The organism is Acidovorax sp. PRC11 (assembly GCF_031844105.1).
Taxonomy (GTDB): Bacteria; Pseudomonadota; Gammaproteobacteria; order Burkholderiales; family Burkholderiaceae_C; genus Paracidovorax.
The window spans coordinates 1-24,661 of the sequence record NZ_JAUZUQ010000009.1; the positions used below are offsets into that span (position 1 = coordinate 1).

At 72.2% G+C, this 24,661-nt stretch carries 20 protein-coding genes and 1 riboswitch; of the genes, 9 read left to right on the forward strand and 11 right to left on the reverse strand.

Annotated elements, in window-relative coordinates:
• A partial coding sequence (locus Q9R47_RS12035; RefSeq protein WP_311233434.1) for a hypothetical protein occupies nucleotides 1-1,814 on the forward strand: 1,814 nt, incomplete at its 5' end.
• A gap of 34 nt (nucleotides 1,815-1,848) precedes the next feature.
• Here the strand turns inward: Q9R47_RS12035 and Q9R47_RS12040 are convergent.
• From Q9R47_RS12040 to Q9R47_RS12055, 4 genes are all read right to left on the reverse strand, one after another.
• On the reverse strand, nucleotides 1,849-2,817 hold the full coding sequence (locus Q9R47_RS12040) for a thiamine phosphate synthase (RefSeq protein ID WP_311233435.1): 969 nt from the start codon (nucleotides 2,815-2,817) through the stop codon (nucleotides 1,849-1,851).
• Nucleotides 2,810-3,619, reverse strand: coding sequence for a thiazole synthase (locus tag Q9R47_RS12045; protein WP_311233436.1), 810 nt, complete (start codon nucleotides 3,617-3,619; stop codon nucleotides 2,810-2,812). The genes Q9R47_RS12040 and Q9R47_RS12045 overlap by 8 nt, the downstream gene beginning before the upstream one ends.
• Nucleotides 3,620-3,699: 80 nt before the next feature.
• Nucleotides 3,700-3,897: a sulfur carrier protein ThiS gene (gene thiS, locus Q9R47_RS12050; protein ID WP_159968038.1), complete on the reverse strand. Its 198-nt coding sequence runs from the start codon at nucleotides 3,895-3,897 to the stop codon at nucleotides 3,700-3,702.
• On the reverse strand, nucleotides 3,894-5,036 hold the full coding sequence (locus Q9R47_RS12055; protein ID WP_311233437.1) for an FAD-dependent oxidoreductase: 1,143 nt from the start codon (nucleotides 5,034-5,036) through the stop codon (nucleotides 3,894-3,896). The genes thiS and Q9R47_RS12055 overlap by 4 nt, the downstream gene beginning before the upstream one ends.
• 80 nt (nucleotides 5,037-5,116) lie before the next feature.
• Nucleotides 5,117-5,215, reverse strand: a riboswitch (TPP riboswitch).
• Nucleotides 5,216-5,282: 67 nt separating this feature from the next.
• Between Q9R47_RS12055 and thiD the strand changes: the two genes are divergently transcribed.
• From thiD to Q9R47_RS12090, 7 genes are all read left to right on the forward strand, one after another.
• Nucleotides 5,283-6,167, forward strand: a complete 885-nt coding sequence (gene thiD / locus Q9R47_RS12060) for a bifunctional hydroxymethylpyrimidine kinase/phosphomethylpyrimidine kinase (RefSeq protein WP_311233438.1) — start codon at nucleotides 5,283-5,285, stop codon at nucleotides 6,165-6,167.
• A complete protein-coding gene (locus Q9R47_RS12065) occupies nucleotides 6,164-10,108 on the forward strand; it encodes a TOMM system kinase/cyclase fusion protein (protein ID WP_311233439.1) in 3,945 nt (1,314 codons plus the stop codon). Before thiD ends, Q9R47_RS12065 begins: the two co-directional genes overlap by 4 nt.
• Nucleotides 10,109-10,133: 25 nt before the next feature.
• Nucleotides 10,134-10,931 carry a BMA_0021/BMA_0022 family TOMM bacteriocin gene (locus Q9R47_RS12070; RefSeq protein WP_311233440.1) on the forward strand — a complete coding sequence of 266 codons (798 nt, stop codon included), beginning with the start codon at nucleotides 10,134-10,136 and terminating at the stop codon, nucleotides 10,929-10,931.
• A gap of 13 nt (nucleotides 10,932-10,944) precedes the next feature.
• The gene (locus Q9R47_RS12075; protein ID WP_311233441.1) at nucleotides 10,945-11,832 is read left to right on the forward strand and encodes a class I SAM-dependent methyltransferase; all 888 of its coding nucleotides are present in this window, start codon (nucleotides 10,945-10,947) and stop codon (nucleotides 11,830-11,832) included.
• Nucleotides 11,833-11,910: 78 nt separating this feature from the next.
• Complete coding sequence (locus tag Q9R47_RS12080) at nucleotides 11,911-14,145, forward strand: TOMM precursor leader peptide-binding protein (RefSeq protein WP_311233442.1); 2,235 nt, start codon at nucleotides 11,911-11,913, stop codon at nucleotides 14,143-14,145.
• Between the two features lie 63 nt (nucleotides 14,146-14,208).
• A complete protein-coding gene (locus Q9R47_RS12085) occupies nucleotides 14,209-15,123 on the forward strand; it encodes an FHA domain-containing protein (protein ID WP_311233443.1) in 915 nt (304 codons plus the stop codon).
• Nucleotides 15,124-15,345: 222 nt separating this feature from the next.
• Complete coding sequence (locus Q9R47_RS12090) at nucleotides 15,346-15,684, forward strand: hypothetical protein (RefSeq protein WP_311233444.1); 339 nt, start codon at nucleotides 15,346-15,348, stop codon at nucleotides 15,682-15,684.
• A 230-nt stretch (nucleotides 15,685-15,914) separates the two neighbouring features.
• On the opposite strand, the gene Q9R47_RS12095 is transcribed toward Q9R47_RS12090, so the two are convergent.
• The 7 genes from Q9R47_RS12095 to Q9R47_RS12125 form a co-directional block, all read right to left on the reverse strand.
• Nucleotides 15,915-17,003: an NAD(P)/FAD-dependent oxidoreductase gene (locus tag Q9R47_RS12095; RefSeq protein ID WP_311233445.1), complete on the reverse strand. Its 1,089-nt coding sequence runs from the start codon at nucleotides 17,001-17,003 to the stop codon at nucleotides 15,915-15,917.
• 166 nt (nucleotides 17,004-17,169) lie between these two features.
• On the reverse strand, nucleotides 17,170-17,493 hold the full coding sequence (gene fdxA, locus Q9R47_RS12100) for a ferredoxin FdxA (RefSeq protein WP_311233446.1): 324 nt from the start codon (nucleotides 17,491-17,493) through the stop codon (nucleotides 17,170-17,172).
• A gap of 110 nt (nucleotides 17,494-17,603) precedes the next feature.
• Nucleotides 17,604-18,974: a GTP-binding protein gene (locus Q9R47_RS12105; protein WP_311233447.1), complete on the reverse strand. Its 1,371-nt coding sequence runs from the start codon at nucleotides 18,972-18,974 to the stop codon at nucleotides 17,604-17,606.
• A 162-nt stretch (nucleotides 18,975-19,136) separates the two neighbouring features.
• Nucleotides 19,137-20,093: a sulfate adenylyltransferase subunit CysD gene (gene cysD / locus Q9R47_RS12110; protein WP_311233448.1), complete on the reverse strand. Its 957-nt coding sequence runs from the start codon at nucleotides 20,091-20,093 to the stop codon at nucleotides 19,137-19,139.
• 40 nt (nucleotides 20,094-20,133) lie between these two features.
• Entirely contained in the window at nucleotides 20,134-20,514 is a 381-nt protein-coding gene (locus Q9R47_RS12115) for a DUF934 domain-containing protein (protein ID WP_311233449.1), read from the reverse strand.
• Nucleotides 20,515-20,546: 32 nt separating this feature from the next.
• On the reverse strand, nucleotides 20,547-22,397 hold the full coding sequence (locus Q9R47_RS12120) for a nitrite/sulfite reductase (RefSeq protein WP_311233450.1): 1,851 nt from the start codon (nucleotides 22,395-22,397) through the stop codon (nucleotides 20,547-20,549).
• A 26-nt stretch (nucleotides 22,398-22,423) separates the two neighbouring features.
• On the reverse strand, nucleotides 22,424-23,227 hold the full coding sequence (locus Q9R47_RS12125; RefSeq protein ID WP_311233451.1) for a sulfite exporter TauE/SafE family protein: 804 nt from the start codon (nucleotides 23,225-23,227) through the stop codon (nucleotides 22,424-22,426).
• Between the two features lie 190 nt (nucleotides 23,228-23,417).
• On the opposite strand from Q9R47_RS12125, the gene Q9R47_RS12130 reads away from it, so the two are divergent.
• On the forward strand, nucleotides 23,418-24,659 hold the full coding sequence (locus tag Q9R47_RS12130; protein WP_311233452.1) for an MFS transporter: 1,242 nt from the start codon (nucleotides 23,418-23,420) through the stop codon (nucleotides 24,657-24,659).
• Nucleotides 24,660-24,661: the final 2 nt, after the last annotated feature.

A 24,661-nucleotide genomic window follows, 5' to 3' on the forward strand; every position in this document is an offset into this window, starting at 1 on the left:
GCCGTGCGCGGCGGCCCGTGCCGGCCACGCCCTCGTCCCCCGCAGCGGAGCGCGCGCGCCTGGTGATGGAGCCGCTCGATGTCTGGCTCGAGGCGCCGCTGCCCCTGCGCAATTCCGTCGAGCTCTCGCCCGCGTCCGCGGCGGCGCCGGCATCCGCCGAGCAGCGCGCCGAAGCCGCCGCGCTGTGGAAGGCCCTCAACACCCCGGTGGAGGACGTCCAGCGCGCCGCGGCGCGCACGGCCCAGCTCGAAGGCACCGTGGCGACCGAGCGTGCCCGCGCGGCATCCGAGCGCGCGGCCGCCGCCGACCTGCGCCAGCGCCTCGACAGCGCCGAATCCGACAGCTTCCCGGCCCTGGTCGTGTATGCACTCCTGGGCCTCGTCGTGCTGCTGCTCGCGCTCGCCGCCTGGCTGTGGGCCCGGGCGCGCCGCGAACGCGAAGCGGCCTGGACGCAGGTCGTGGTGAACCATGGCCAGCCGCCCCTGTCCGAAGGTGCCGCGCCCGCAGCCACGGCCACGGCCACGGCCGCGGCGGCGGACGACGCGGGGGCGGACACCCGGCCGCAAGGTGCGGACGTGCCGGCCGGCAAGCCCCGGCGCCTGCCGGTGCTGCCGCGCGGCGGCAAGGCCAAGACGCCGCCCGCAGCGCCCGCGGTGGCCCCGGCGCCCGTTCCGGCACCGGCCGGCCCGGCGCTGCGGCGGGACGACGGCCTCCACCTTCCGGCCTTCGCGGATTCGCTCTCGAGCGCCGTGCTGGTCGAAGGCCCTGCCTTCACGCGCAACGCTCCGCTGCAGCCGACGGATGCCGCGGCCCAGCCGCCGGCTCCGCCGCCGGTCCCGGCAGCGCCGCCGGCCTTCGCGCCGTCGGGCGCCGCGTCTCTGGCGTCCGCCGCGCCGGCCCGTGCCGCGGGCCCGCTTCCCGAGGACCTGTTCGACATCCAGCAGCAGGCGGAATTCTTTGTCTCGGTGGGCGAGCACGACCAGGCCATCGACGTGCTCCAGCAGCATATCGCCGCGCACGGCGACACCTCGGCCTTCGCCTACCTGGAGCTGCTGCGGCTCTACCACACGCTCGGCCGCGTGGAGCGCTTCCAGCAGCTGCGGGAGCAGTTCCGCACGCAGTTCAACGTGTTCGTGCCCGAGTTCGGCGCCTTCCACCGCGCCGGACGCAGCCTGCAGGGCTTCCCCGATGCCCTGGCCGCCATCGAGGCCGAATGGTCCTCGCCGGCCGTGGTCGGCACCATCGAGAGCCTGCTGTTCCGCCAGTCCGATGCGCTCCTGGCCACCCAGTTCGATCTGGCTGCCTTCGACGATCTGCTGCTGCTCCTGGCCATCGCCCAGACGACGCCGGCCAGCGCGCGGGGCGCGGCCCCGCCACGCCCCCGCACCACGCCGGCCGAACCGCCGGACGACGAAGTGCTGGCCGCCCAGTACCCCGCGCCCGCGCCGAGCCACGAACCCTCGCTGGAAGAGGAGCTGCGCTCGTTCGACACGCTGTCCGGGGGCCTGACCTGGGAATCGCTGCCGGCGCCGCTGCCGCCTTCGCCCCCGGCCGCGCCCGAGGCATCCCGGCCCGCCACCGCTTCGATGTCCACCGTGCCGCTGCACCTGGATCTGCACTCCGACCCGGATGCGATGCTCGATCTCGACCTGTCGGACCCGCCCCACCTGACGCTCAGCGACCTGCCGCCCCTGCCGGTCACGGAGCCGCCTGCGCCCGGGCAGCCCGTGGGTTTCGGGATGGACAACGACCGGATGGAGCTGCGGCTGGAACTCGACCAACTGCAGCGCAAGCGCCCGATCGATCCCCAGTGAGGCTCCGGCGCGGGGCGACGGGCGGTTCGCCGGGTCAGCGGCCGGCGCTGCCGCCCGCGGTGGCCGCAGCGGCCATGGGCGCACCGGGCTGCGCCGGCCGCAGGGCCATGCGCTGCATCAGGTCGCGCGCAGCCGCCTCCGGATCGGGGGCGTTCACCAGCGCGCGCACCACCGCGATCGAGCCGACGCCGGTCGCCAGCACCGCGCTGAACTGCTCCGCGCCGATCCCGCCGATGGCGACCTGCGGATAGCCGCGCATCAGGCGCGCGTAGCCGGTCAGCCGGGCCAGTCCCTGCGGCACGGTGGCCATTTTCTTCAGCGTCGTGGGAAAGACCGCGCCCATCGCCACATAGCTGGGCGAGGCCGCGTCGGCGCGCACCATCTCGGCGTAGCCGTGCGTGCTCACGCCCAGGCGCACGCCCGCGCCGCGCAGCGCCTGCAGCGCGCCGGGCGCCAGCGCGTCGAGGTCTTCCTGACCCAGGTGGACGCCGTAGGCGCCCGCATCGAGCGCCTCCTGCCAGTGGTCGTTGATGAACAGCAGCGCGCCGGTGCCGCGCACGGCGCGGGCCGCCGCCGCCACTTCGCGCCGAATGGCCGCCGCGTCGCCCGACTTGAAGCGCAATTGCACCGTCGGCACGCCGGCGCGGGCCATGCGCCCGACCCAGTCCGCGTCCGGCAGCACCGCATAGAGGCCCAGATCCGTGGGGCAGGGCGGGAAGGGCTGCGCGTGGGACCGCGCCTGCAGGCCGAAATCCTCCGGGGCGTCCGGCCACTGCACGGGGTCGAACGCGCCGGTGCGGTCCGTGCGGCCCTGCCAGGCGCGCGCGAGGCAGTCCGCGTCCACGGCGATGAAACCCAGCGCGCTGCAGGCCTGCAGCGCCGCGCGGTACACGCTGCCGCCCTGCGCGGGCGCCGGTGCGGGTTGCGGCGGGAAGTCGGCGAACGCGGCGGCATGCGCCTGCGTGATGGCATCGGCCATCGCCTGGATCGGTGCTTCAGCCATGGTCGTGGTGCCAGAAAGGGGTGCCGAGCACCGGCGTGCTCGGCTGGGCCGCGTCCTGCGCGGACATGGCGCCGGCATGGCGTGCCGCGCGGCCGGCCTGCACCGCGTCGGCGAACGCGCCGGCCATGGCCACCGGGTCCTGGGCGAGCGCCACGGCCGTGTTCAGCAGCACGCCGTCGTAACCCCATTCCATCACCTGGCAGGCATGCGAGGGCAGGCCCAGGCCGGCGTCCACCAGCAGCGGCACGTCCAGCCGTTCGCGCAGCGTGCGCAGCGCATACGGGTTCACGGGGCCGCGGCCGGTGCCGATGGGCGCGGCCCAGGGCATGACGGCCTGGCAGCCGATGTCCACCAGGCGCTGGCACAGCACCAGGTCTTCCGTGCAGTACGGCAGGACGTGGAAGCCGTCGCGCACCAGCTGCGAGGCAGCCTCCACGAGGTTGAGGGTGTCGGGCTGCAGCGTGTAGTCGTCGCCGATCAGTTCCAGCTTGATCCACGGCGTGCCGAACACCTCGCGCGCCATCTGGGCGGTGGTCACCGCTTCCAGGATGCTGTGGCAGCCGGCCGTGTTGGGCAGCACCGGCACGCCGAGCCGGCGCAGCAGTTCCCAGAAGCCGCTGCCGGACTCCGCGGGGTCGCTGCCCTGGCGGCGCAGCGAGGCGGTCACCATTGCGGGGCGTGCGCGCCGCACGGCGGCCTCCAGGATGGCGGGCGAGGGGTAGCGCGCGGTTCCGAGCAGGAGCCGGCTCTCGAAGCGCTGGCCGTAGAGGACCAGGGCGTCATCGGATGCGGAGGTGGACATGGCAGGCAAAAAGGGCAGGGGGCCGGACGGAGCCGGCGGCACGGTGAGGGACGGTGGTTGCGGGAGCGGCGCGGGTGCGTTCAGCCGCCCGTCACGGGCGCGATGATCTCGACGCGGTCGCCGGGCTGCAGCGCATGCTGCGCATGGCGGGCCTGGGGCACGAACACGGTGTTCACGGCGACGGCGAAGGGAGGGCGCGCCGCGATGGCCGCGACGGCGTGGGCCACGGTGGCGCCCTCCGGCAGTTCGGTGGCGTTCTGGTTGATGACGACGTTCATGGATGGATGGCGGCGGGTTCGGTCTCGGGCCGGGAAGGCATTGCGCCCAGCTCCAGCGCCAGGTCGAAGCGGGGGGCGAGGCGCGATTGTCCCTCGTTCAGCAATTCCATCACCACGTCGAGGATGGCCGGCGAGATCATGAAGCCGTGGCGGTACAGGCCGTTGACCTGCAGCACGCGCGGCGCCAGCTGCCGGACGGCGGGCAGGTTGTCGGGCAGGGTGGGTCGGCACTGCGTGGCGATCTCCAGGATGCGCGCCTCCGCGAAGCCCGGATGCACGGCGTAGGCGGCGCTCAGCAGCTCCAGGGTGGAGCGCACGCTGGCGGGCGAGAGGTCGTCGGATTCGATCTCGGTCGCCCCGATCACGAACACGTGGTCCTGCTTGGGCGCGATGTAGATCGGGTAGCGCGGGTGCACCAGCCGCGTGGGCCGGCGCAGGGTGACGCCGGGCGCGTGCAGCCGCACGACTTCGCCGCGCACGCCGCGCAACTGCTGCCACTGCGCGCGCGCGCCCAGGCCGCGGCAGTCCAGCACCCAGTCGGGCTGGCCCGGCGCGCCGGGCGTGAAGTCTTCCGGAGCGCGCGGGCTGTTCCAGTGCACGCGCACGCCGCGCGCCCGCATCGCCTGCTCCAGGGCGGCCAGCAGCTGGCGGTTGTCGAGCTGGCCTTCGCCCGGCAGGTAGAGCCCCTGGTGGAAGCGCCCGCCCACCGCCGGCTCCGCCTCACCGACCCCTTGCGCGTCGAGCGCCTGCAGGGCCGGCAGTTCCGGGACCGTGCGGGCCGTGCGCTCGAGCACGCCACGCAGCCGGACGGCCTCGGCGGCGTCCTGCCGGTGCCAGAGGATGAGGGTGCCTTCCTGCTGGAAGAAGACGGGCCAGTCGAGCCCGGCCAGCAATTGCGGCCAGCGCGTGAGCGCATGGTGGCCCATGCGTACCACGCCGGGCTCGGTGATGGCCGATTCCGCCAGGGGCGCGAGCATGGCGGCGGCGATGCGCGCCGCGGCGCCCTGGGCGTCGGGCCCCTGGGCCTCGTGCACCTCCACCGCGTGGCCCTGGCGTGCCAGCTCGGCAGCCAGCAGCCGGCCCACGAGGCCGGCGCCGAGGACAGTGATCGAGGAATGGGGGGAGAGCAGAGCGGACATGGGGCAGGTGGCGTGCGTTCTCATCGGAGGCGCCGGCCCGGGAGGGGCGCGGCGGATCGGCAGCGGAGGAGAACAGGCGGCGGTCCACCGTCGAAACTCCCCACGCCAGCATGACCTGGATCGGGTGCCGAGGGTTTTTCTCAGCCACGCCGGACGGCGCGGCACCCCTGTTTCGTCCGTGACGGGATTACAGCACAGGGTTGATAGCGAGGTTTTTGATGCCGCGCATGCGCCATAATTTTTGCCATGAATTCCAAGCCTCTTGATCCTCGGGCGCCGGCGGGCCCCGCGGACGGCCCCCGCTACGTGCGTGTGCTATCGATTGCAGGGTCCGACAGCGGCGGGGGAGCCGGCATCCAGGCCGACCTGAAGACCTTCGCGGCGCTCGGCTGCTTCGGCATGACCGCCATCACCGCCATCACCGCCCAGAACACCCAGGGCGTGCGCTCCATCCACGGCATCCCCCCCGCCATGCTGCGCGACCAGATCGACGCGGTGGTCGAGGACATCGGCGTGGACGCCGTCAAGATCGGCATGCTCCATGCGCCCGATATCGCCGAAGTGGTCGCCGACGCGATCCGCCGCCACGCGCTGCCGCACGTCGTGCTCGACCCCGTCATGGTGGCCACCAGCGGCGACCGCCTCATCGCGCCGGACACCGTGGCCGTGCTGGTGGAGGAGCTCTTCCCCCTGGCGGCCGTGGTGACGCCCAACCTCGACGAGGCCGGCATGCTGCTGGGCCGCGGCATCGCCGACGAGGCCGCCATGGAGGCCGCTGCGCAGGACCTGCTTGGCCTGGGCGCGAACGCGGTGCTGATCAAGGGCGGCCACCTGCCCGGCGACGCGCTGGTGGATTTGCTCGCGCGGCAGGGCGGCGAGCCGCCGCTGCGCCTGCGCGCCGCGCGCGTGGACACCCGCAACGGCCACGGCACGGGCTGCACCCTGTCGTCCGCGATCGCGGCCCACCTGGCGATCGGGCTGGCATTGCCGGAGGCCGTCTCGGCCGCGCACGCCTACGTGCAGGCCGCGATCCAGGCCGGCGCCGGCGTGCGCACCGGCCGCGGCTCCGGTCCGCTGGACCATGGCCACGCACCCGTGGTGCAGCGCATTGCGGAGCACGCATGGGCATGAGCTTCCGACCTCCCGATCCCGGCCAGATCCAGCAGGCGTTCACCGCCGACGCCGCGCTCGTGCAGCGCTATGCGCTGCAGGAGGTGATCGGCACCGGCTCCTACGGCATCGTCTTCTCCGCGCTGCAACAGCCCACCGGCCAGAAGGTGGTGCTGAAATTCGTCCGCATCGACGAGGACGAGCGGCTGTTCAAGCGCTTCCGCCGCGAGATCGGGGCCTGCGCGCGGCTGCACCATCCGCACGTCGTGCAACTGCTCGACGAAGGCGTCTGCGGCCCGTTCGTCTTCGCGGTCTTCGAGTTCGTGCCGGGCATGACCCTGCGGCAGTTGCTGCAGCAGCAGGGGGCGCTGTCCGCGGGCGAGGCCGGCCGCCTGATGCTGCAGGTGCTGGACGCGGTCGCCTGCGCGCACGACGCGGGCGTCGCGCACCGCGACCTGAAGCCCGAGAACATCATGATCAGCGCCTCGGGCCTGACGTCGCACGCCAAGGTGCTCGATTTCGGCATCAGCACGCTGCTGCCGGGCTTCGGCGACGCGCACGCGACGCAGCTCACGCGCGAAGGTGAATACGTCGGCACCCCGGCCTACAGCGCGCCCGAGCAGCTGCGCGGCGAGGTCGCCACGCCGCAGGCCGATCTGTACGCCTGGGGGCTCATCTTCCTGGAATGCCTCACCGGGCGGGTGGTGACGGGCGAGTCCACGGCCGAGATCTACCAGCGCCAGCTGTCGCCGCAGGAGTTCAGCCTGCCGCACGCGATCCAGGGCCACCCCCTGGCCGAGGTGCTGCGCAGCGCCCTGCGCAAGCGGCGCGAGGACCGGGCCACCTCCGCGCGGCAGCTTTGGGAGCGGTCCTCGGCCGTGCGCCTGGACGATCTGGTCGGCGTGCTGCGCACCCGGCCCGGTGCCGGCGCCGGCGGCATCGCTCCCACGGTGGCGGCGTTCGGCACGCCCCATGAGGAAAAGCGGCAGCTCACGCTCCTCTACTGCGGCGTGGTCTTCGCGCCCCCGCCGGACGGCGGCGACGAAGAGGCGGCCGAGCAGCAGGAGATGGCGCAACGCAACGTGCTGCGCCGCCTCATCGACGTGGCCGTGCAGCGCGGCGGGACGCTCGGCGGCACTCTGGGCACGCACTTCCTGGTGACGCTGGGCTATTCCGCCCACGCCGAGGCCGATGCGCGCCTCGCCGTGCAGATCGCGCAGGAACTGGTGCGATCCGCCGCGCAGCCGGTCGGCGACGTGCGCTGGGAGGTGCGCATCGGCCTGCACACGGGCTCGGTGCTGATCGAAAGCGGTGCCGTGGTTCCCTGCCGCGCGCTCAGCATCGCGATGGCGATGGAAGAGGCTGCGGCCGACGGGCAGGTGGTGGTCAGCGAGGCCGCGCGCCAGCGGCTGCGGCACCATGCCCAGTTCATCCCGCAGGGTGGCGTGCGCCTGCCCGGCGCCCCGGCCGAGCTGCCGTGCTTCGCCATGGCGCAGGACGGCGCCAGCGCGGTGCCGGCGCTGCCCCGCGAAGCGGTGGGCCGGTGGCGCGAGCTGCTGCTTCTGCGCCGCCGCTGGCGCGCGGCGTTGCTCGGCGAGGGCGGCGCGGTGCTGGTGCGCGGCGAGGCCGGGGTCGGCAAGTCGTGCCTGAGCGAAACCTTCCTGGCGCACGTGCAGGGCCGCGGCGGGCGGGTGCTGCGCGCCGCCTGCTGGCCCGAGCAGGAGAACAGCGCCCTGGCGCCCATGCTGGCGCTCATCCGCGCCCAGTGCGGCGGCCCGGACGAGGCGGATGCCGTGGTCGTGGAGCGCCTTGCGCGCATGCTCGGCGACGCCGGCTGCGACGTGGACCGCGTGCTGCCGATCTTCTGCGTCTGGCTGTCGCTGCAGGTGGGCATGCACCAGGTGGTGGACATCGCGCCCGCGCTGCAGAAGGCACTGCTGATGGAGGCCTCGCTCGGCTGGCTGCGCCACCAGTCCCGCGAGGCTCCCGTGCTGCTGTTCGTCGAAGACCTGCACTGGGCCGATTCGGCCACGCTGGAATGGCTCGCCGAACTGGCGGCGGCACTCGCCGGCGAGCGCTGCATGCTGCTGCTCACCGCCCGCCCCGAATGGGAGCCGCCGCTGCGCATGCAGGGCACGCTCGTGTCGCTGGAACTCGGCCGGCTCGGCGCGCGCCAGGCAGCCGCCATGGTGCGGCAGGTGCTGGCGCCGCGGCAGGTGTCGCAGGCCGTCGTGGACCACGTCGTCGCGCGCACGGACGGCGTCGCCCTGTTCATCCAGGAGCTGACCCGCACCCTGCTGGAGACCTGCCTGGAAGAGCGCGACGGCCAGTGGGACTTCCAGGAGGACGCCGACCTGAAGGGCATTCCGATCACGCTGCGCGATTCGCTGGAGAGCCGCTTCATGCAGCTCGGCCCGGCGCGCGAGGTGCTGCGCTGGGCGTCCATCTGGGGCCGGCGCTTCGACGGCGACTGGCTGCCCGACTGCGGCCTGCAGGACGTGCCTGCCGGACTGCGGTCGCTGGTGGACGTCGGGCTGCTCATGCCGGCGGATGCCGCGGGCCATTACCTGTTCCGCCATGCGCTGATCCGCGACGCCGCCTACGACAGCATGCTGGCGACCCAGCGCGCGCTGATGCACGGCGTGGCCGCGGAAGTCATCCTGCGCCGCCGTGCCCGGGTGCGCGACGAGGAGCCCGGCCTGCTCGCGCACCACTATGCGCTGGCCCGCGATTACGCGAACGCGGTGCCCGCCGGCCTGGCCCAGCTGCGCATGACGCAGCACCGCTCGCTGAACGACGAGACCATCACCTATGCCCGCACGGTCGAGGACTGGATCGACCGGCTGGACGAGCCCGCCCGCTGGGAGCCCCGGCTGGCGCTCAACGGCTACGTCATGCAGGCGCTGATGAACAAGCACGGCTGGGCGCATCCGCAGGTGGAGCAGCGCATCGAGCTCTCGCAGGGCCTGGTGGAGCGCGACATCTCCGTGGAGCTGCGCGTGCAGCACCTCTGGCTCGTGCTCACCTACCACCACGTGGCCAGCCACCGCGCGGAAGTGATGCGGCTGGCACTGCAGCTGGAAGAACTCGCGCGCCAGCGGGGCGATGCCGGCATCCTGGTGGCCGCCTGCACCTGGATCGGGCTGGCCCATTATTCCGAAGGCCGCTTCGATGCGGCGGAGCAGTACCTGTCGGAGGCCGTCGACGAGCGGCATGGCGACTTCTCCAGGCACCACCCGGCGCAGTTCGGGTTCGACACCGTCGCCTGGGCGCTGGCGGCGCGGGCCCTGGTGCGCTGGGGCGCCGGCCACGATGCGTTGGCGCGCGAGGATGCCGAACGCGCGGTGGAGCGCGCCCGCGCATTGGCGCACATTCCCTCGATCGGCATCACGCTGCTCTACCAGGCGCTGGGCTACCTGGGGCGGCAGGACGCCCCCCGCGCCGGCCAGGTCGTCGAAGAGCTGATCGAGCTGTCCGGACGCTACGGCCTGCCGGCGTTCCGCGGCTACGCGGAAGTGATCCGCGGCTGGGTGGCGGGGGAGCTGGCCAGCGCCGACGCCACCATCGAGGCGCTCTGGAGCATCGGCTGCAAGTACTGCCAGACCTACTACCGCGCCTTCTGCGCCGAGATCCTGGCACGCCAGGGCCGCTGGTCCGACGCCGTCGACCGCGTGTCGCACTGCCTGGAACTCACACACGAGCTCTCGGAGGGCATATACACTGCCGAGCTGTGGTTGCAGAAGGCCGAGTACCTGCTGCACGACGCGCGCACCGCCCATGACGCCCCGGCCTGTTTCCGCCAGGCCGCGGAAGTCGCGCGCGCGGGCGGCAAGCACCGTGTGGAAGCGCAGGCACTGTCACGCCTGCGCCATGTGGATCCTGCATCCTGCACCGTAGGCGACGCGTCGCGGCTGCAGGCCCTGCTGGGTATGCGCCCCGAACTCGGGGCATTTGTGTGTTGACCGATTGAAAGAGGGAGGACATCCGATGAGTTCCACTCACCAACAACCTTGCGACCCGCTGCTGGGATTCCGCCTGGCCTACCTGCGCGCCATCGCCAAGTCCTGGTACGAGCCGGAGTACCGCGACCACCTGCTCGCGCAGAAGGACATCCAGCCGCTGCTCGCCAAGGATTTCGGCCTGCAGACCATCTGGCCCTGGCTGGACGTGGCACTGGAGCGCAGCGACGACCCGAAAGACCTCACGCTGTGGAAGCCCGAGCTGACCGCCGGCTGGATCGGCCTCGACGACGGCTTCGAGATCGTCTTCCCCCAGGCCCCCGCCGACCACGCGGCCGAAGCGCTGGCCAGCTACTACCAGCTGTTCCCCACGCTGATGGGTGCGACCGCCGACGTGCCCGCCGAGGACGCACCGCAGCCGCACATGGTGGGCGGCGCGCTGCCCACGGGCCTGGGCATTCCCGGCGGTGACCCGGGCTCCCTGCTGGCCTTCGGCGGCGTGGTGCTGCGCGCCATCGCCCTGGCGTGGAAGTCGCAGGTGTTCCGCGACGAACTGCTGAACCCCGCGTGCGCCGATGCGGCCCCCCTGCTGAGCCAGTGGCTGGGCTACAACAACCCCTTCAACTTCTCCATCCGCTTCAAGACCGACCCGGCGCTGACCTGGGATGCGGACAAGGGCGCCTGGAACCAGTACGCCGCGGACGGCCAGCGGATCAAGAACCGCATCGTGCTGAACTATCCGAACGCGCCCGAGGCGAAGGATTTCTGGCCGATCTCCCTGACCTCCTACAACAACACCGGCAGCGCCTACCCGTTCACCTGCTGAAGCGCCCGCCGCAGTGCCTGAGCCGGAGCTTCCCGCGCCTGCGCGCACCGATGCCGCATGGCAGGCGCTGCGCGGCAGTTCGGCCACGCTGGCCCTGACCCTGGGCGCGCGCGCTTCGCCGCTCGCGCGCCAGGTCGATGCCGGCTGGGCCGATCCGTGGGCCGAACGCCTGCTGGCGCAGTGCCCCTGGGACCTGCGCCTCGCGGGCCAGGACGCATCGCTGGTGCGCGCCGTCGTGGTGCGCAGCCGCATCTTCGATGGCGCCGTGCGCGAGGCCTGTGCGCTGCAGGACGTGTTCGCGGTGGTGAGCATCGGCGTCGGCCTGTGCACGCGCCAGGGCCGCCTCGCGGCGGAAGGTCCAGGCGCGGATGGCAGCGGGCCGGCATGGATCGACGTGGACCTGCCCGACGTGATCGCACTGCGCCGGCGGCTGTTGCACCAGACGCTGGCTGCTGCGCCGTCCGCCAGCCTCCTGGTGGCCTGCGGCCTGCAGGACCCGGCATGGCTCGATGCCGTGCCGTGGCGGCGCGGGCAACGTTGCCTCGTGCTGGTCGAGGGGGTCGCGCCCTACGTGCCGGCGGCCGCCATGACCGGCATGCTGCGTGCGCTGGCCGCGCGGGCGCGTCGGGAAGGCTGCGCTTGCCGGGTGGTGATCGACTACCTGCACCGCGACTTCGTGCCGATCGCCGCCTTGCAGGCCGGGCCGGCCGTTCTGCCGGTGACCACCGGCTTCCAACGCGCCGAAGAGCTGGCGCCGGAAGACGCGGGGTTCCGCACGGTGCGGCAATGGGAGCCGTTCGGGGAGTTCTCCGAGGCGCACCGGCGGCTCGAGGGCGACTTCCGGACGCGCCACGGCCACGCGCCCTATGCCGTGGCCTGCTTCGATCTGCAGCAGCCCTGAAGCCGCTGAACCGGCCACCAAGCCCGGCGGCGCCGCCCGTGCCCCGGCCCCTGGTCCTTTTTCGATACGCTGATTTCCATGGACTGGTTCCACACCGTACCCCGCTGGCATCCCCGGTTCCGGCCCGTGCTGCGTGCGCCGCAGGCACCGCTGGCGCCGTCCTCGCTGCCCGAGCCTGTCCTGGTGGAAGACACCGGGGCGCTGCAGTTGCCTTTCGCCGAGGCCGGCGTGCTCGCCGGGCTGGTCGATGGCGGGCTCTCGCCCGCAGCCTGGTGCGCGGCCGGGGGGGACCCGCGCCATCTGCCCGGCCTGCTGATGGCCCTGGAATCGCTGTCGCGGCAGCGCTGCGTCGTTCCCTCGGGCCCGGAAGACCCGGGCCGGGGCTGGCGGATCCCGGACGTGCAGGCCGGCCCGGTGCGCATCGACGGCGCGACGGGCAGCCTCGGGCTGTTCTGCCGCCTGCCCGGCGCCCCGGAGGCGGGAAGCGGCGGGGACGGAGCGGGCAATGTGGCAAACCGCTGGGCGGAGATCGCGGAGGCGGGCGGCGCGGACGTGCTGCTCTGCAGCGACTATTTCGACCCGCGGCTGGCGGCGGCCTGGACGGAAGCCTGCCGCGCCGGCCGCGGGCGCTGGTGGCTGCCGGTGCGCCAGGCGGGGGCGCGGACCCTGGTCGGCCCGCTGCTGCGCCCGGGCGCCCCCGGTCCCTGCTGGCACTGCTTCATGCACCGGCTGCGCCGCAACAGCCCCGGTCGGAGCTGGCTGGAGCGGGAAGTGCCCGGCTCGCACGGCCTGGTGCCGCTCCGCGAGGAGGACCCGGGGTGGATGGCGCGGCACGAGAGGGCGCAGGAGGCCGCGCGCGAACTGCTGGCCGGCGCGGTGCCCGGCCGGTTTGCCGCCTGGGACGGCATGGAGCCGGACGCGGCGGTGCGGTGGGGCGCCGCGCCGCAGCGGCCGCAGTGCCCCCACTGCGGCGACCCGGACTGGATGGCCCGTCAGCTCCGCCGCCCGGTGCGCCCGGGCCCCGTGCAGGCGCTGCCGGGCGCCCGCGGGGGATCGCGCACCGTGCCGCCCGGCACCACGGTGCAGGCCCTGCTGCCCTGCGTCGACGGCGTGGCGGGCGTGGTGACGGAATGCACGCCGCTGCCCTTGCCGCAGGCCGGGGACATCACCGTCTACCGCAGCGGCTTCCATCCCCCGGGCGCGCCCGAAGGCATGCCGGCCTCGGCCCGGTGGTGCCTGGGCAAGGGCATGACCGCCGTGCAGGCGCAGGCCAGCGCGCTGTGCGAGGCGGTGGAGCGCTACGCAGCGGGCTGGCAGGGGGACGAGCCCTGCACGGTCGCACTCGAGGGCGACCTGCCCGGCCCGGCTTTCGGTCCGCAGGCGCTGGTGTTCATCAGCGAGGGGCAGCGGGCGCGCTCCGCCGCCGGGGCGGGGCCGCAGGACGACCGCGTGCGCCGCTTCGTGCCCCATGCCCCGCACGAGCCCCTGGCCTGGACGCCGGCCTGGTCGCTGACGCGCGATGCGCCGTGCTTTATTCCACTCGCCCAGTGCTACCTGGGCGTGCCGGATGCGTGGTCCCGCCACGGCGCCTGGAACTCCAACGGCTGCGCCGCCGGCAACTGCCCCGAGGAGGCGATCCTGCAGGGCCTGCTGGAGGTGGTCGAACGGGACGCGACGGCGATCTGGTGGTACAACGAACTGCCGAGGCCGGCCTTCGCCCCGGAGGCGGTGCCGGCCGGGCACGTCCGGCGCGTGCAGGGCACGCTGGGGCCCGACTGGACGTTCTGGCTGCTCGACCTGACCCACGATCTGGGCATTCCCGTGGCCGCGGCCGTCGGGCGGCACCGCGGCGGCGACTGGGCGCTCGGCTTCGGCTGCAGCTTCGATGCCGCGATGGCCTGCGAACGGGCGCTCACCGAGCTGGTGCAGCTCGTGGCGGTGGGCAAGACGTTGCCGTCACACTGGAATGGCCTGCGGGATGCATCCCCGGCGTTTCTGTGGCCCAATGGGCCCTACCGTGGATGGGCCGGGAGCGCCCGCCGGCCCCGGGAGGACGACCGCGGGAGTGGCGGCCTCCGGGCGGACATCGCGCAGTGCGTGGCGGCGGCCGGGAATTGCGGCATGGAAGTGGTGGTGCACGACTACACGCGGCCCGACATTCCGCTCCATACCATCAGGACCGTGGTGCCCGGCGCCTGCCACATCTGGCCCGAGTTCGCGAACCCCCGGCTGTACCGCGTGCCCGTCCAGATGGGCTGGCGCGAAACCCCGCAGAATGAGGGCCTTCTCAATCCATGGCCCCTGTACGTCTGATTTGAAAGCGTCCCGACGAGCACGATGGCGATCCTGCGAAATCTTCCGAGCGGCCGGAGCATCGTGCTCCGCCCCCTGCATACCTTCGGCCGGCATCCCGATTCCTGCCGCACGGTGCTGCAGGAGTCCGACGTGTCCAAGCTGCATGCGCTGGTCCGCTGGTCCGGCACGCAGTGGGAAATCAGCGACCAGAGCCGCAACGGCACCCTGATGGACGGCCGCCGCCTGGCGCCCGGGCACTGGCACGCGCTGGCGGTGGGAGCGGAGCTCCGCTTCGGCACCTCGACCTCGGCCGTCTGGCAGCTGGTGGATACCTCGTGCCCCAGGACGGGCCTCTGGCCGCTCGAGGGCGAGAAGGTGCTGCGGGTGCTCGACATGCAGGAAAACCTGCTGCCCGATCCGGCGGCGGCCGAGTCCAACGTGTTCCAGTCGGAGGGGCGCTGGTGGTGGGACCGCATGGACCACGTCGTTCCGCTGCTCGACGGCCACGTGGTGCAGGCGGGCGGGCGGCACTGGGAATTCGTGCTCTGCGAAGACCTCGGCGTCACGCAGGACCTGCCGCGCATGACCACCTCGCCCACCCTGGCGGCCCCGGTGTTCGATTTCGACCTGAGCCAGGACGAGGAGCACGTCTGCCTGGAGATCCACGTGGGTTCGCAGACGCTCACGCTCGGCGAGCGCATCCACCACTACACGCTGGTCACCCTGTCGCGCCAGCGCCTGCATGACGCGGAGCGGGGGCTGCCGCCCTCGAGCCAGGGCTGGCTGGGCATCGAGGCCCTGGCCCGCATGCTGGGCGTGGACGTTCCGTATCTGAACATCCAGCTCTTCCGGGCGCGGCGCCAGGTGCAGAACGCGCTCGGCTCGGCGCTGGCGGTGGTGGAGCGCCGCCGCGGCGAGGTGCGCTTCGGCGATTACTCGTTCCGCATCCGCAAATGCGGCCGGCCCGAAGGCGACTGGAAGGCCCCGGGGTTGTAATTCGATGTAATTGGCTGTTGCAGGCCGTCTCTTCAGATTACGGGTAACGCCGCAGAACGCGGATCACCCCGAACCCGATCGAGAGAGCCTGACCATGCAGCCCACCCCCATCTCGGCATCTGCCGGCGCACCCTTGCCGGAGGCCGCCGCCCCTGCAAGCGCCGGCAGTGCCCGGGGCCTGGGCTGCGCACCGTCCGGCGCCCTCGTCGCCCGGAGTCTGCCATGAGGTGCGTCACCGTGGCGTCCGACGCCGACCGGGCCGGCAGGCCCGCCACGTCCGGGGCCCTGTGGCAGCCGCAGTCCCTCTGGGAATCGTATTACCAGCACGTCATGGCTGCCGCCTCCGAAGAAGGCTATCTGTCGGCGTTCTGGCGGCACTACCACGGGGAGCCTGCCGAGATGCAGGTGGAGGGGCCCGACCTGCTGCGCTGGAGCACGGAGTGCGACTGCGTGATGCGCCGCCTGCCGTTCACGCCGCTGGGCGACTTCCTGCGCGATCTGGAACGGATGTGCATGCATGCCCACCGCGTGGGAGCTGCGCTGCGGGTGATCGCCGACTGATCAACGAAGACATGGCCGAGAGGCCAGGAGGAGAAGCGATTCCATCGCCTCGATGACAACAACAAGAAGAATCCGCGCCACCTCTGGGAGGGGGATGGCGCGGGGCAGCAAATCCCCCTGCGGACCTCGGACTGCAGGGGGATTTCGCCTTCTGGCGGCCCTCTCCCGACCCGCCGTGGCGTCAACTGTCGCCCGTCGCCCGTCGCCCGTCGCCCGTCGCCCGTCGCCCGTCAGGCCGCGGCCGGCCGGGCCGGCGCCACGCCGAGCCGCTCGTGCAGGCGGCTGCTGGTGGTCGTGTACTGCAGCGCGACCGGGGCGCCCGCCAGATGCTCGGCCGCGGCGAAGGCGGCCAGCGTGGCTTCATGGAAGCCGCAGAGGATGAGTTTGCGCTTGCCGGGATAGGTGTTGATGTCGCCCACGGCATACAGGCCCGGCACGCCGGCGGAGAACGTCGCCGTGTCCACCACGAGCTGCTTGCGCTCCAGCACCAGGCCCCAGTCGGCGATCGGCCCGAGGCGCGGGGAGACGCCGAGGCACAGCAGCAGCACGTCCGTGGGCAGGCGCTGCTCCGTTCCATCGGGAGTGAGAACGCGCAGGGCGGACAGCCGCGGCAGGGCGGAGCCGGTTCCCTCCGCCGCCTCCGCGCCCTCGATGCCCGTGGCCTGGCCCACCACGACGCGGATGCGGCCTTCCGCGCGCAGCGCCTGCAGCCGGGCGAGCGCCTGCGGCGGCGCCTGGAAGGCATCGCGGCGGTAGAGCAGCACCACGCTCGCGGCCGACTGCGGGCCGTGCTCGGCGCAGGCGATGGCGCGGGCCACGGCCGTGTCTTCGCCACCGTGCACCACCACATGGCGGCCGGCGGTGTCGGCCGGCGCATCGTGGTGGAACACCTGGGTGCCGTGGAAGCGTTCGATCCCCTCGATCTTGAGCGTGCGCGGCACGAAGGCGCCCACGCCCGCGGCGATGAACACGGTGCGTGCGTGAAGCGCCGTGCCGGCATCCGTGGACAGCAGGAAGCCGCCCTCGGGGCCCGGCTGCAGCGTCTCGACCCGCTGGGAGAGGTGCAGCTGCGGAGAGAACGGCGCGATCTGCCGGGCCAGCAGTTCCACCAGCCCGCGGCCGGTGCACATCGGCACGCCCGGAATGTCGTAGATGGGTTTGTCGGCGTAGAGCTCGGCGCACTGGCCGCCGACGTGGGGCAGGGCGTCGATCACGTGGGCGGCGATGCCCTGCAGGCCGAGCTGGAAGACCTGGAAGAGCCCCACGGGCCCCGCGCCGATGACCACGGCATCGGCTTCGATGGCGCGAGCGTTTTGCATCACATGTTCAAGAGAGGACTGCGGCGCTGGAACCCGCCACGGCCCAGGCGGGCAGACGCCGCGCAAGGGCCGCCCCGCCGCGCTGGCGTCGCCCCCCTTCCGGCCAGCGGAGCGCCGCCAGAGAAGGGGGGAGCGGCGCAGCCGCTCGGGGGGATGTGTTCATCTTTCAGCGGATGAGGTCGGCGACCTTGCCGGGCTTGCCGTTCCACTCGTCGGCGTCGGGCAGCGAGGCCTTGCGCTTGGTGATGCTCTTCCATTGCGGGGCGAGCTCGGCGTTGAGCTTGATGAAGGCCAACTGGTCGGCGGGCAGGTCTTCCTCGGCGTAGATCGCGTTGGCCGGGCACTCGGGAATGCACACGGCGCAGTCGATGCACTCGTCGGGGTCGATCACCAGGAAGTTCGGGCCCTCGCGGAAGCAGTCCACGGGGCACACGTCCACGCAATCGGTGTACTTGCACTTGATGCAGTTTTCGGAGACGACGTGAGTCATGAGAGGCAGTCTTTGGATCGGGGGTAACCCGCAATTTTAGGGCGGATCGGGCCGGAGGCGCCCGCCGCCCCTTGCGCCGTCGCAGGAAGGGGCGGCGCGGCCGGTCCGGATCAGTTCACGAGCACGGCCGCGGCGGTGCGGTGGCTCGCCGTATCCACGAGGATCAGGGAGCCCAGCACGCGGGCCTGCGTGAACGGCGCGGCGGGCAGGGCTTCCTGCAGCAGCAGGTCGACGTGGCCGATGGCATTGGGTTCGAGCTGCGTCGCTTCCTCTTCCTCCAGGGTGTGGATGTTCAGGCGGTGCACCACGCGCTGCACCTTGGCCTTGACCCAGCGGTGGCCGTGCAGTGCCCAGTAGACGCGGCCCGCCACCAGGGGCTCGTCGTCCATCCAGGCCACGGTGGCGCGCAGTTCGCGGCGCGCGGGCCAGGCGGGCACGGGGGCGGGCGTGTCGAAATCGTCCGCCGCGGCGGACGCAGCCGGTGCCGGGGCGGCCAGGATCCAGTCGCCGCGTGAGACGTCCACCTCGCGGTCGAGCACGATGCCGGCGCTCATGCCGGCCGGCACGTCCTGCGGCCTGCGCGCATGGTCCAGCACCTGCGCCACCTGGGCGAGCTGCCCGCTCGGGAAGATCCGCACGGCCGCGCCCGGCGCCACCTGCCCGGCGGCGACGCGGCCCCAGAACACGCGGCGGCCCTGCGTGGTGTCGGCCGACGACGAGAATTTCTCCACCCACTGTACGGGGAAAGCGAACGCCAGGCCCGTGTCGGCGGGCGTGTGGGGCAATTGCTCCAGGATCTGCAGCAGGCTGGGGCCTTCGTAGCCGCACCAGCCGGGCTTCGCATCCACCACGTTCCAGCCCTTGAGGGCCGAGACGGGCACCGTGGCGCGCACGGCGATGCCGGCGGCCCGGGCGAAGGTCTCCAGCGCGCCCTGGATGTGGCGCAGCGCGAGCGCCGGGTCTTCCACGGCGTCGAGCTTGTTCACGGCGAACACCAGCGAATGCACGCGCAGCAGGTGCACCAGCAGCGAGTGGCGGCGCGTCTGCGGCAGCAGGGTGAGCTGCGGGTCGCGCCAATCGAGCTTGGTGGCATCGACCAGCACCACGGCCGCATCGGCGCTGGAGGCGGCCGTCACCATGTTGCGCGTGTACTGCTCGTGGCCCGGCGCGTCGCCGATGATGAACTTGCGCGTCTCGGTGGCGAAGTAGCGGTAGGCCACGTCGATCGTGATGCCCTGCTCGCGCTCGGCCGAGAGGCCGTCCGTCAGCAGCGCCAGGTCGGTCTCGCCGCCGCGCGTCACGCCCGCGAGATGGTCCTGCAGCACCGCGCGGCTGTCCACCAGCAGGCGGCCGATCAGCGTGCTCTTGCCGTCGTCGACCGAGCCGCAGGTGATGAATTTCAGGGCAGAGCGGTGGTCTTCCTCGCCCTCGGCGTTCACTGAATGCGTGCCAGCAACTATCGAATCATTGGTGTGTGTCATGCAACTCTCTCCGTCACCCACGCGGGGCGTCAAAACTGGCGCGGTCCAGGCCAGAACCGCCGCGCAAGGGCCGCCCCGCCGCGCTGTCGGTGTCCCCCTTCCCGCTGGGCGCAGCCCGGCGAGAGAAGGGGGAAGGCGCGCAGCGCCACAGGGGGATGCCCATCAAAAATATCCGTCCTTCTTGCGCTTTTCCATGGAGGCATCGGACGTCTTGTCGTCCATGCGCGTCGCGCCGCGCTCGCTCACGTCGGCCGCCAGCGTCTCGATGACGATGTCGGCGGCGGTGGCGGCGGGGCTTTCGACCGGGCAGGTGCAGGTGATGTCGCCCACGGTGCGGAAGCGCACGTCGCGCGTTTCCACCGTCTCGCCCTCGCGCGGCGGCGTGAGTTCGGTCACGGGCACCAGCAGGCCCTTGCGCTCCACCACCTGGCGCTTGTGGGTGTAGTAGAGCGAGGGCAGGGCGATCTGCTCGCGCTCGATGTACTGCCACACGTCCAGCTCGGTCCAGTTGCTGATCGGGAACACGCGGAAGTGCTCGCCCGGGGCGAGGCGCGTGTTGAACAGCGTCCACAGCTCGGGGCGCTGCGCCTTGGGCTGCCACTGGCCGAAGCTGTCGCGGTGCGAGAAGATGCGCTCCTTGGCGCGGGCCTTCTCCTCGTCGCGGCGGGCGCCGCCGATCAGCGCATCGAAGCGGAATTCCTCGATCGCCTCCAGCAGCGTGACCGACTGGTGCACGTTGCGGCTCTCGCCCGGGTGCGCCAGCCGCACGGTGCCACGCGCCATCGAATCCTCCACGCTGCGCACGATCAGCTCGGCACCCAGCTCCCTCGCGCGGAAGTCGCGGAAGTCCGTGACTTCGGGGAAGTTGTGGCCGGTGTCGATCATCAGCAGCGGGTAGGGGATGCGGCCCCGGCTACCGGAGGGGCCCTTCGTGTCCATGAAGGCCTTCTCGGCGCACTTGAGCATCACCAGCGAATCCTTGCCGCCCGAAAACAGCAGGGCGGGGCGTTCGAAGGCGGCTGCCACCTCGCGCAGGATGAAGATGGTCTCTTCCTCCAGCGCGTCAAGGTGGCGGTTGCTGAGCTGGCTGAGCACGTGGGGTTCGGTGCGGGCGTTCATGCGATCGGTCTCTCGGTCGGTTCTCTTGTGCGGCGGCGCCTCAGGCGGCGTCCCGGAAATGCGGCAGCGGGTGGGCTACATCGCCCTGGTAGAAGGCGTGGAAGCGGTCGAACTGGCGCTGTGCGTCGGCCAGGTCCACGCCTTCGCGCAGCACGGCCACGTCGAAGCCGCAGCGCGCCATCTGCACGAGCTGGTCGATCAGCACGTCGCCCGTGGCGCGGATCTCGCCCTGGAACTTGCGGCGCTGGCGCAGCAGCCGTGCCTGGCTGAATGCGCGGCCGTCGGTGAACTTCGGGAAATGCAGGTCGATGCGGTCGATGCCGGCCAGGTCCTGCACGAGCGGGTCGGCGTCGTTCGGCATGTCGAGCACGGTCTGGCCGGCGGGCGCCGCCGTGTGGTCGTGGGAAGCGATGATTTTCATGGGGCTGATTTCGGTCGAAAGCGGATGCGGACTCAGGCGGACACGGCCTCGGACGGGTGCCGCGCGGCGTTCGCGGCGGCCTTGAAGGGCTCGATGCCGACGCGGCGCACCGTGTCGATGAAGTGCTCGTGCTTCTGGCCGCGCGCGCTGCCCGGGGCATCGGCCGGCAGCGCCTGGCGGTGCTCGCGGTAGGTGGCGAGCAGCGCCTCGATCACGCCGGGCACCTCGGCCGCGCTGAACGACGGCCCGATGATCTTGCCGGGCACGGCCGCGCCCGAGAGGTCGGTGCCGTCGGCGCCGCCCAGCGTGATCTGGTACCACTCCTTGCCGTCCTTGTCGACGCCCAGGATGCCGATGTGGCCGCTGTGGTGGTGGCCGCAGGAGTTGATGCAGCCGCTGATGTGCAGGTCGATCTCGCCCAGGTCCCAGAGCTCGTCCAGGTCCTGGTAGCGCTCGGTGATGGCTTCGGCGATCGGCAGCGAGCGCGCATTGGCGAGCGAGCAGAAGTCGCCGCCGGGGCAGGCGATCATGTCGGTCAGCAGGCCGATGTTGGGCTGCGCCAGGCCCAGCGCGCGCGCCTCCTCGTAGAGGGCCGGCAGCTGGTCGGCGCGCACCCAGGGCAGCAGCAGGTTCTGCTCGTGGGTCACGCGGGCTTCGCCGCACGAATAGCGGTCGGCGAGGTCGGCGGCGGCGTCCATCTGGTCGGCCGTGGCGTCGCCGGGCGCATGGCCGATGCGCTTGAACGACAGCACCACGGCGCGCAGCAGCGGGTGGCGGTGCGGCAGCACGTTGCGCGTGAGCCAGCGGCCGAAGCCCTGGTCCCCCTCGGCGGCCGCGCGCAGCAGCGACAGCGTCTGGCTCTCGGCGTCCGCGCCGCCCAGGTCGGGCACCGGGTCGTGGAAGCAGGCGGCCACGCGGTCGTATTCGGCCTGCGTGATGGTGTGGGGGCCGCCCTCCACCTCGACGATCTGGCGGAATTCCTCTTCCACCTGGTCCACGTAGGTCTGGCCTTCGGACTTCACGAGGATCTTGATGCGCGCCTTCCAGAGGTTGTCGCGGCGGCCGTAGCGGTTGTAGACGCGGATCACGGCCTCGAGGTAGTTCATGAGCTGGTTCCAGGGCAGGAACTCGCGCACCACCGGGCTGATGACCGGCGTGCGGCCCATGCCGCCGCCCACGCGCACCTGGAAGCCCAGCTCGCCGGCCTCGTTCTTCACGAGCTGCAGGCCCACGTCGTACCAGCCGAGCGCGGCGCGGTCTTCGCGGGCGCCGTTGAGCGACACCTTGAACTTGCGCGGCAGGAAGGCGAACTCGGGGTGCAGCGTGCTCCACTGGCGCAGGATCTCGGCGAAGGGCCGCGGATCGGCGATCTCGTCGGCGGCGATGCCCGCGAGCGCATCGCTCGTGATGTTGCGGATGCAGTTGCCGCTGGTCTGGATGCCGTGCATGTGCACGGACGCCAGCAGGTCCATCACCTCCGCGCTCTTGTCGAGCGGGATCCAGTTGTACTGCACGTTGGTGCGCGTGGTGAAGTGGCCGTAGCCGTACTTCAGGCGCGTGCCGATGCGGCGGCCGTCGGCGAGCGGGATGTCGCCGAGCTTTTCCTGCGTGGCCTGCGCTTCGGCCAGCAGCGAGGCCTCGGGCACGTCGTAGTCGCGGGCGATGCGCGCCAGCACGCGCAGCTGGCCGCTGGAGAGCTCGCCGTAGGGCACGGCCACGCGCAGCATTGGGGCGTAGCGCTGCACGTACCAGCCGTTCTGCAGCCGCAGCGGCTTGAACTCGTCGCCGGAGAGCTTGCCCGCCTGGAAGCGCTCCAGCTGGTCGCGGTACTGGTCCGCGCGCTGGCGGATGAACTGTTGGTCGAATTCTGTGTATTGGTACATGGTGGGGCGGTGCGCGTGGGACGCACTCAGATCAGAATCAGTTTGGCGCCCGCCCAGGCGAGCAGCACGGAAAGGGCGGAGCGGATCAGCCGCTCCGGCGCACGGGTGACGAGACGCGAGCCGAGCCAGATGCCCGGCAGCGAGCCCGCCAGCAATTGTGCGAGAAGCGGCCAATCCACGGAGCCGAGGGTGGCATGGCCCAGGCCCGCCACCAGCGTGAGCGGCACGGCGTAGGCGATGTCCGCCGCGACCACGCGCGGCAGCGGCAGCAGGGGGAAGAGCACCAGCAGCACCGTGACGCCGATCGCGCCGGCGCCCACGGAGGTGAAGGTGACCAGCGTGCCGATCAGCGCACCCAGCAGCACCGGCAGGCTCCAGTGGCGGGGCCGGTCGGCCCGCTCGCCCTGGCTCTGGCGGGCGGCGCGCTCGGCCGCCTGCCGGGCGGGCGAGAACACGAACGCCTTGTAGAGGGTGGCCGCCGCGGTGAGCAGCAGCGCGCCGCCCAGCGTGGTGGTCATGATCTGCTGGGCCACGGCGCTCGCCGGGCCGATGGCGCGCAGGGCCCAGAGCGCGGCGATGGACGCGGGCAGGCTGCCCGCGCACAGCAGGGCCACCACGCGCCAGGGAACGAGGCGCTGGCGGGCCAGGCTCACGGTGCCGCCCATCTTGGTGAAGGCCGCGAACAGCAGGTCGGTGCCGATCGCGAGGTGCGGCTTCACGCCGAAGAAAAAGATCAGCACGGGCGTCATGAGCGAGCCGCCACCGACCCCGGTGAGGCCGACGATCAGGCCCACCGCGAATCCCGCAAAAACGAACGCCAAGTCATGCATAGGCCGTGACTGTAGGGTTTCGCCTTATGGTTTCAAACTATTGTTTATTCCTTCATGTATATCGATATATGTATATGAACTGGCGCTGCGAAGACCTGCCGCCGTCCCATCCCGGCACGCGGACGGCGGCGCATCCGCGCTTCGCGTATCGTCGGCGGGGGGCATCGTTCCCCGCCATCGCCGCATGCCCATGACCGATTCCTCGTCTTCCGCCCCCCACACCTCTTCCGCCGCCGCTGGCGACGCCGCGTTCTCGTGGCGCCGGATCGCCCTGCCGGCCTTCGGGCCGTCGCTGCTGTTCGGGGTGGGCGAGGGCGCGATCCTGCCGATCGTTCCGCTGCTGGCGCGGGACCTGGGCGCCTCGGTGCCGATGGCGGCCTTCGTGGTGACGCTGATCGGGCTGGGATCGCTGCTGAACAACATCCCTGCCTCGGTGATCACGATCCGCTGGGGCGAGCGCTGGGCGATCGTCGCGGCGGGCGTGTGGAGCGCGCTGGGCATGGCCCTGGCCGTGCTGCTGCCCGGCGTGGTGCCGCTGGCGATCGGCTCCTGCATGGTCGGCATGTCGCAGGCCGTCTACAACCTCGCGCGGCAGAGCTACCTGACCGAGGCGGTGCCGCCCGCCTACCGTGCGCGGGCGCTCTCCACGCTGGGCGGCGTGATGCGCATCGGCATGTTCATCGGTCCCTTCCTCTCGGCGGCGGTGGTGCATGCCTTCGGGCTGCACGCCGCGTTCGCCGTCGGCATCGCGGGCGTGCTGGCGGCCGCGGCGATCGGCGCGCGCCTGCCGGACCTGCAGGCGCCGCCGCATCCCGAGGGCGCGCCGGCTCCGGCACCCGTGAGCCTGCGCTCCATCGTGGCGGACCACCGCAAGGTGTTCCTCACCCTCGGGCTGGGCGTGGCGCTCGTGAGCGCGGTGCGCGCGTCGCGCCAGGCGGTGATCCCGCTCTGGGCGGACCACCTGCTGCTGGCGCCCGCGGTCACGTCGGTGATCTACGGCATCGCGGGCGGCATCGAGATGCTGCTGTTCTATCCGGCCGGCCGCGTGATGGACTTGAAGGGCCGCCGCTGGGTGGCCGTGCCGTCGATGGCGATCATCGGCGTGGCGCTGCTGGCGATGCCGTTCACGGGCGGCTTCGTGACACTGCTGATCGCCGCGACCGCGATTGGTTTCGGCAACGGCATCGGCTCGGGCCTGATCATGACGCTGGGCGCGGATTTCGCGCCGCGCCACGGCCGGCCCTACTTTCTCGCGGTGTGGCGCTTTCTGTCGGACCTGGGCGGCTCCTGCGGGCCGGCGCTGCTGTCGGCGCTGGTGGCGACCGCATCGCTCGCGGGCGGGATCGCCGTCACCGGGCTGCTGTCGCTCGCGGCGGCGGCGCTGCTCGGCCTGTGGATTCCGGCGCGCAAGCCGAGCGCTCCGCAGGTCTGAGC

Excerpts from the sequence above, each read along its gene's own strand:
- Q9R47_RS12040 (WP_311233435.1), bottom strand. The coding sequence starts at position 2,817 with ATGGCTGAAGCACCGATCCAGGCGATGGCCGATGCCATCACGCAGGCG.
- Q9R47_RS12045 (WP_311233436.1), bottom strand. The coding sequence starts at position 3,619 with ATGTCCACCTCCGCATCCGATGACGCCCTGGTCCTCTACGGCCAGCGC.
- thiS (WP_159968038.1), bottom strand. The coding sequence starts at position 3,897 with ATGAACGTCGTCATCAACCAGAACGCCACCGAACTGCCGGAGGGCGCC.
- Q9R47_RS12055 (WP_311233437.1), bottom strand. The coding sequence starts at position 5,036 with ATGTCCGCTCTGCTCTCCCCCCATTCCTCGATCACTGTCCTCGGCGCC.
- thiD (WP_311233438.1), top strand. The coding sequence starts at position 5,283 with ATGAATTCCAAGCCTCTTGATCCTCGGGCGCCGGCGGGCCCCGCGGAC.
- Q9R47_RS12065 (WP_311233439.1), top strand. The coding sequence starts at position 6,164 with ATGAGCTTCCGACCTCCCGATCCCGGCCAGATCCAGCAGGCGTTCACC.
- Q9R47_RS12070 (WP_311233440.1), top strand. The coding sequence starts at position 10,134 with ATGAGTTCCACTCACCAACAACCTTGCGACCCGCTGCTGGGATTCCGC.
- Q9R47_RS12080 (WP_311233442.1), top strand. The coding sequence starts at position 11,911 with ATGGACTGGTTCCACACCGTACCCCGCTGGCATCCCCGGTTCCGGCCC.
- Q9R47_RS12090 (WP_311233444.1), top strand. The coding sequence starts at position 15,346 with ATGAGGTGCGTCACCGTGGCGTCCGACGCCGACCGGGCCGGCAGGCCC.
- Q9R47_RS12095 (WP_311233445.1), bottom strand. The coding sequence starts at position 17,003 with ATGCAAAACGCTCGCGCCATCGAAGCCGATGCCGTGGTCATCGGCGCG.
- fdxA (WP_311233446.1), bottom strand. The coding sequence starts at position 17,493 with ATGACTCACGTCGTCTCCGAAAACTGCATCAAGTGCAAGTACACCGAT.
- Q9R47_RS12105 (WP_311233447.1), bottom strand. The coding sequence starts at position 18,974 with ATGACACACACCAATGATTCGATAGTTGCTGGCACGCATTCAGTGAAC.
- cysD (WP_311233448.1), bottom strand. The coding sequence starts at position 20,093 with ATGAACGCCCGCACCGAACCCCACGTGCTCAGCCAGCTCAGCAACCGC.
- Q9R47_RS12115 (WP_311233449.1), bottom strand. The coding sequence starts at position 20,514 with ATGAAAATCATCGCTTCCCACGACCACACGGCGGCGCCCGCCGGCCAG.
- Q9R47_RS12120 (WP_311233450.1), bottom strand. The coding sequence starts at position 22,397 with ATGTACCAATACACAGAATTCGACCAACAGTTCATCCGCCAGCGCGCG.
- Q9R47_RS12125 (WP_311233451.1), bottom strand. The coding sequence starts at position 23,227 with ATGCATGACTTGGCGTTCGTTTTTGCGGGATTCGCGGTGGGCCTGATC.
- Q9R47_RS12130 (WP_311233452.1), top strand. The coding sequence starts at position 23,418 with ATGACCGATTCCTCGTCTTCCGCCCCCCACACCTCTTCCGCCGCCGCT.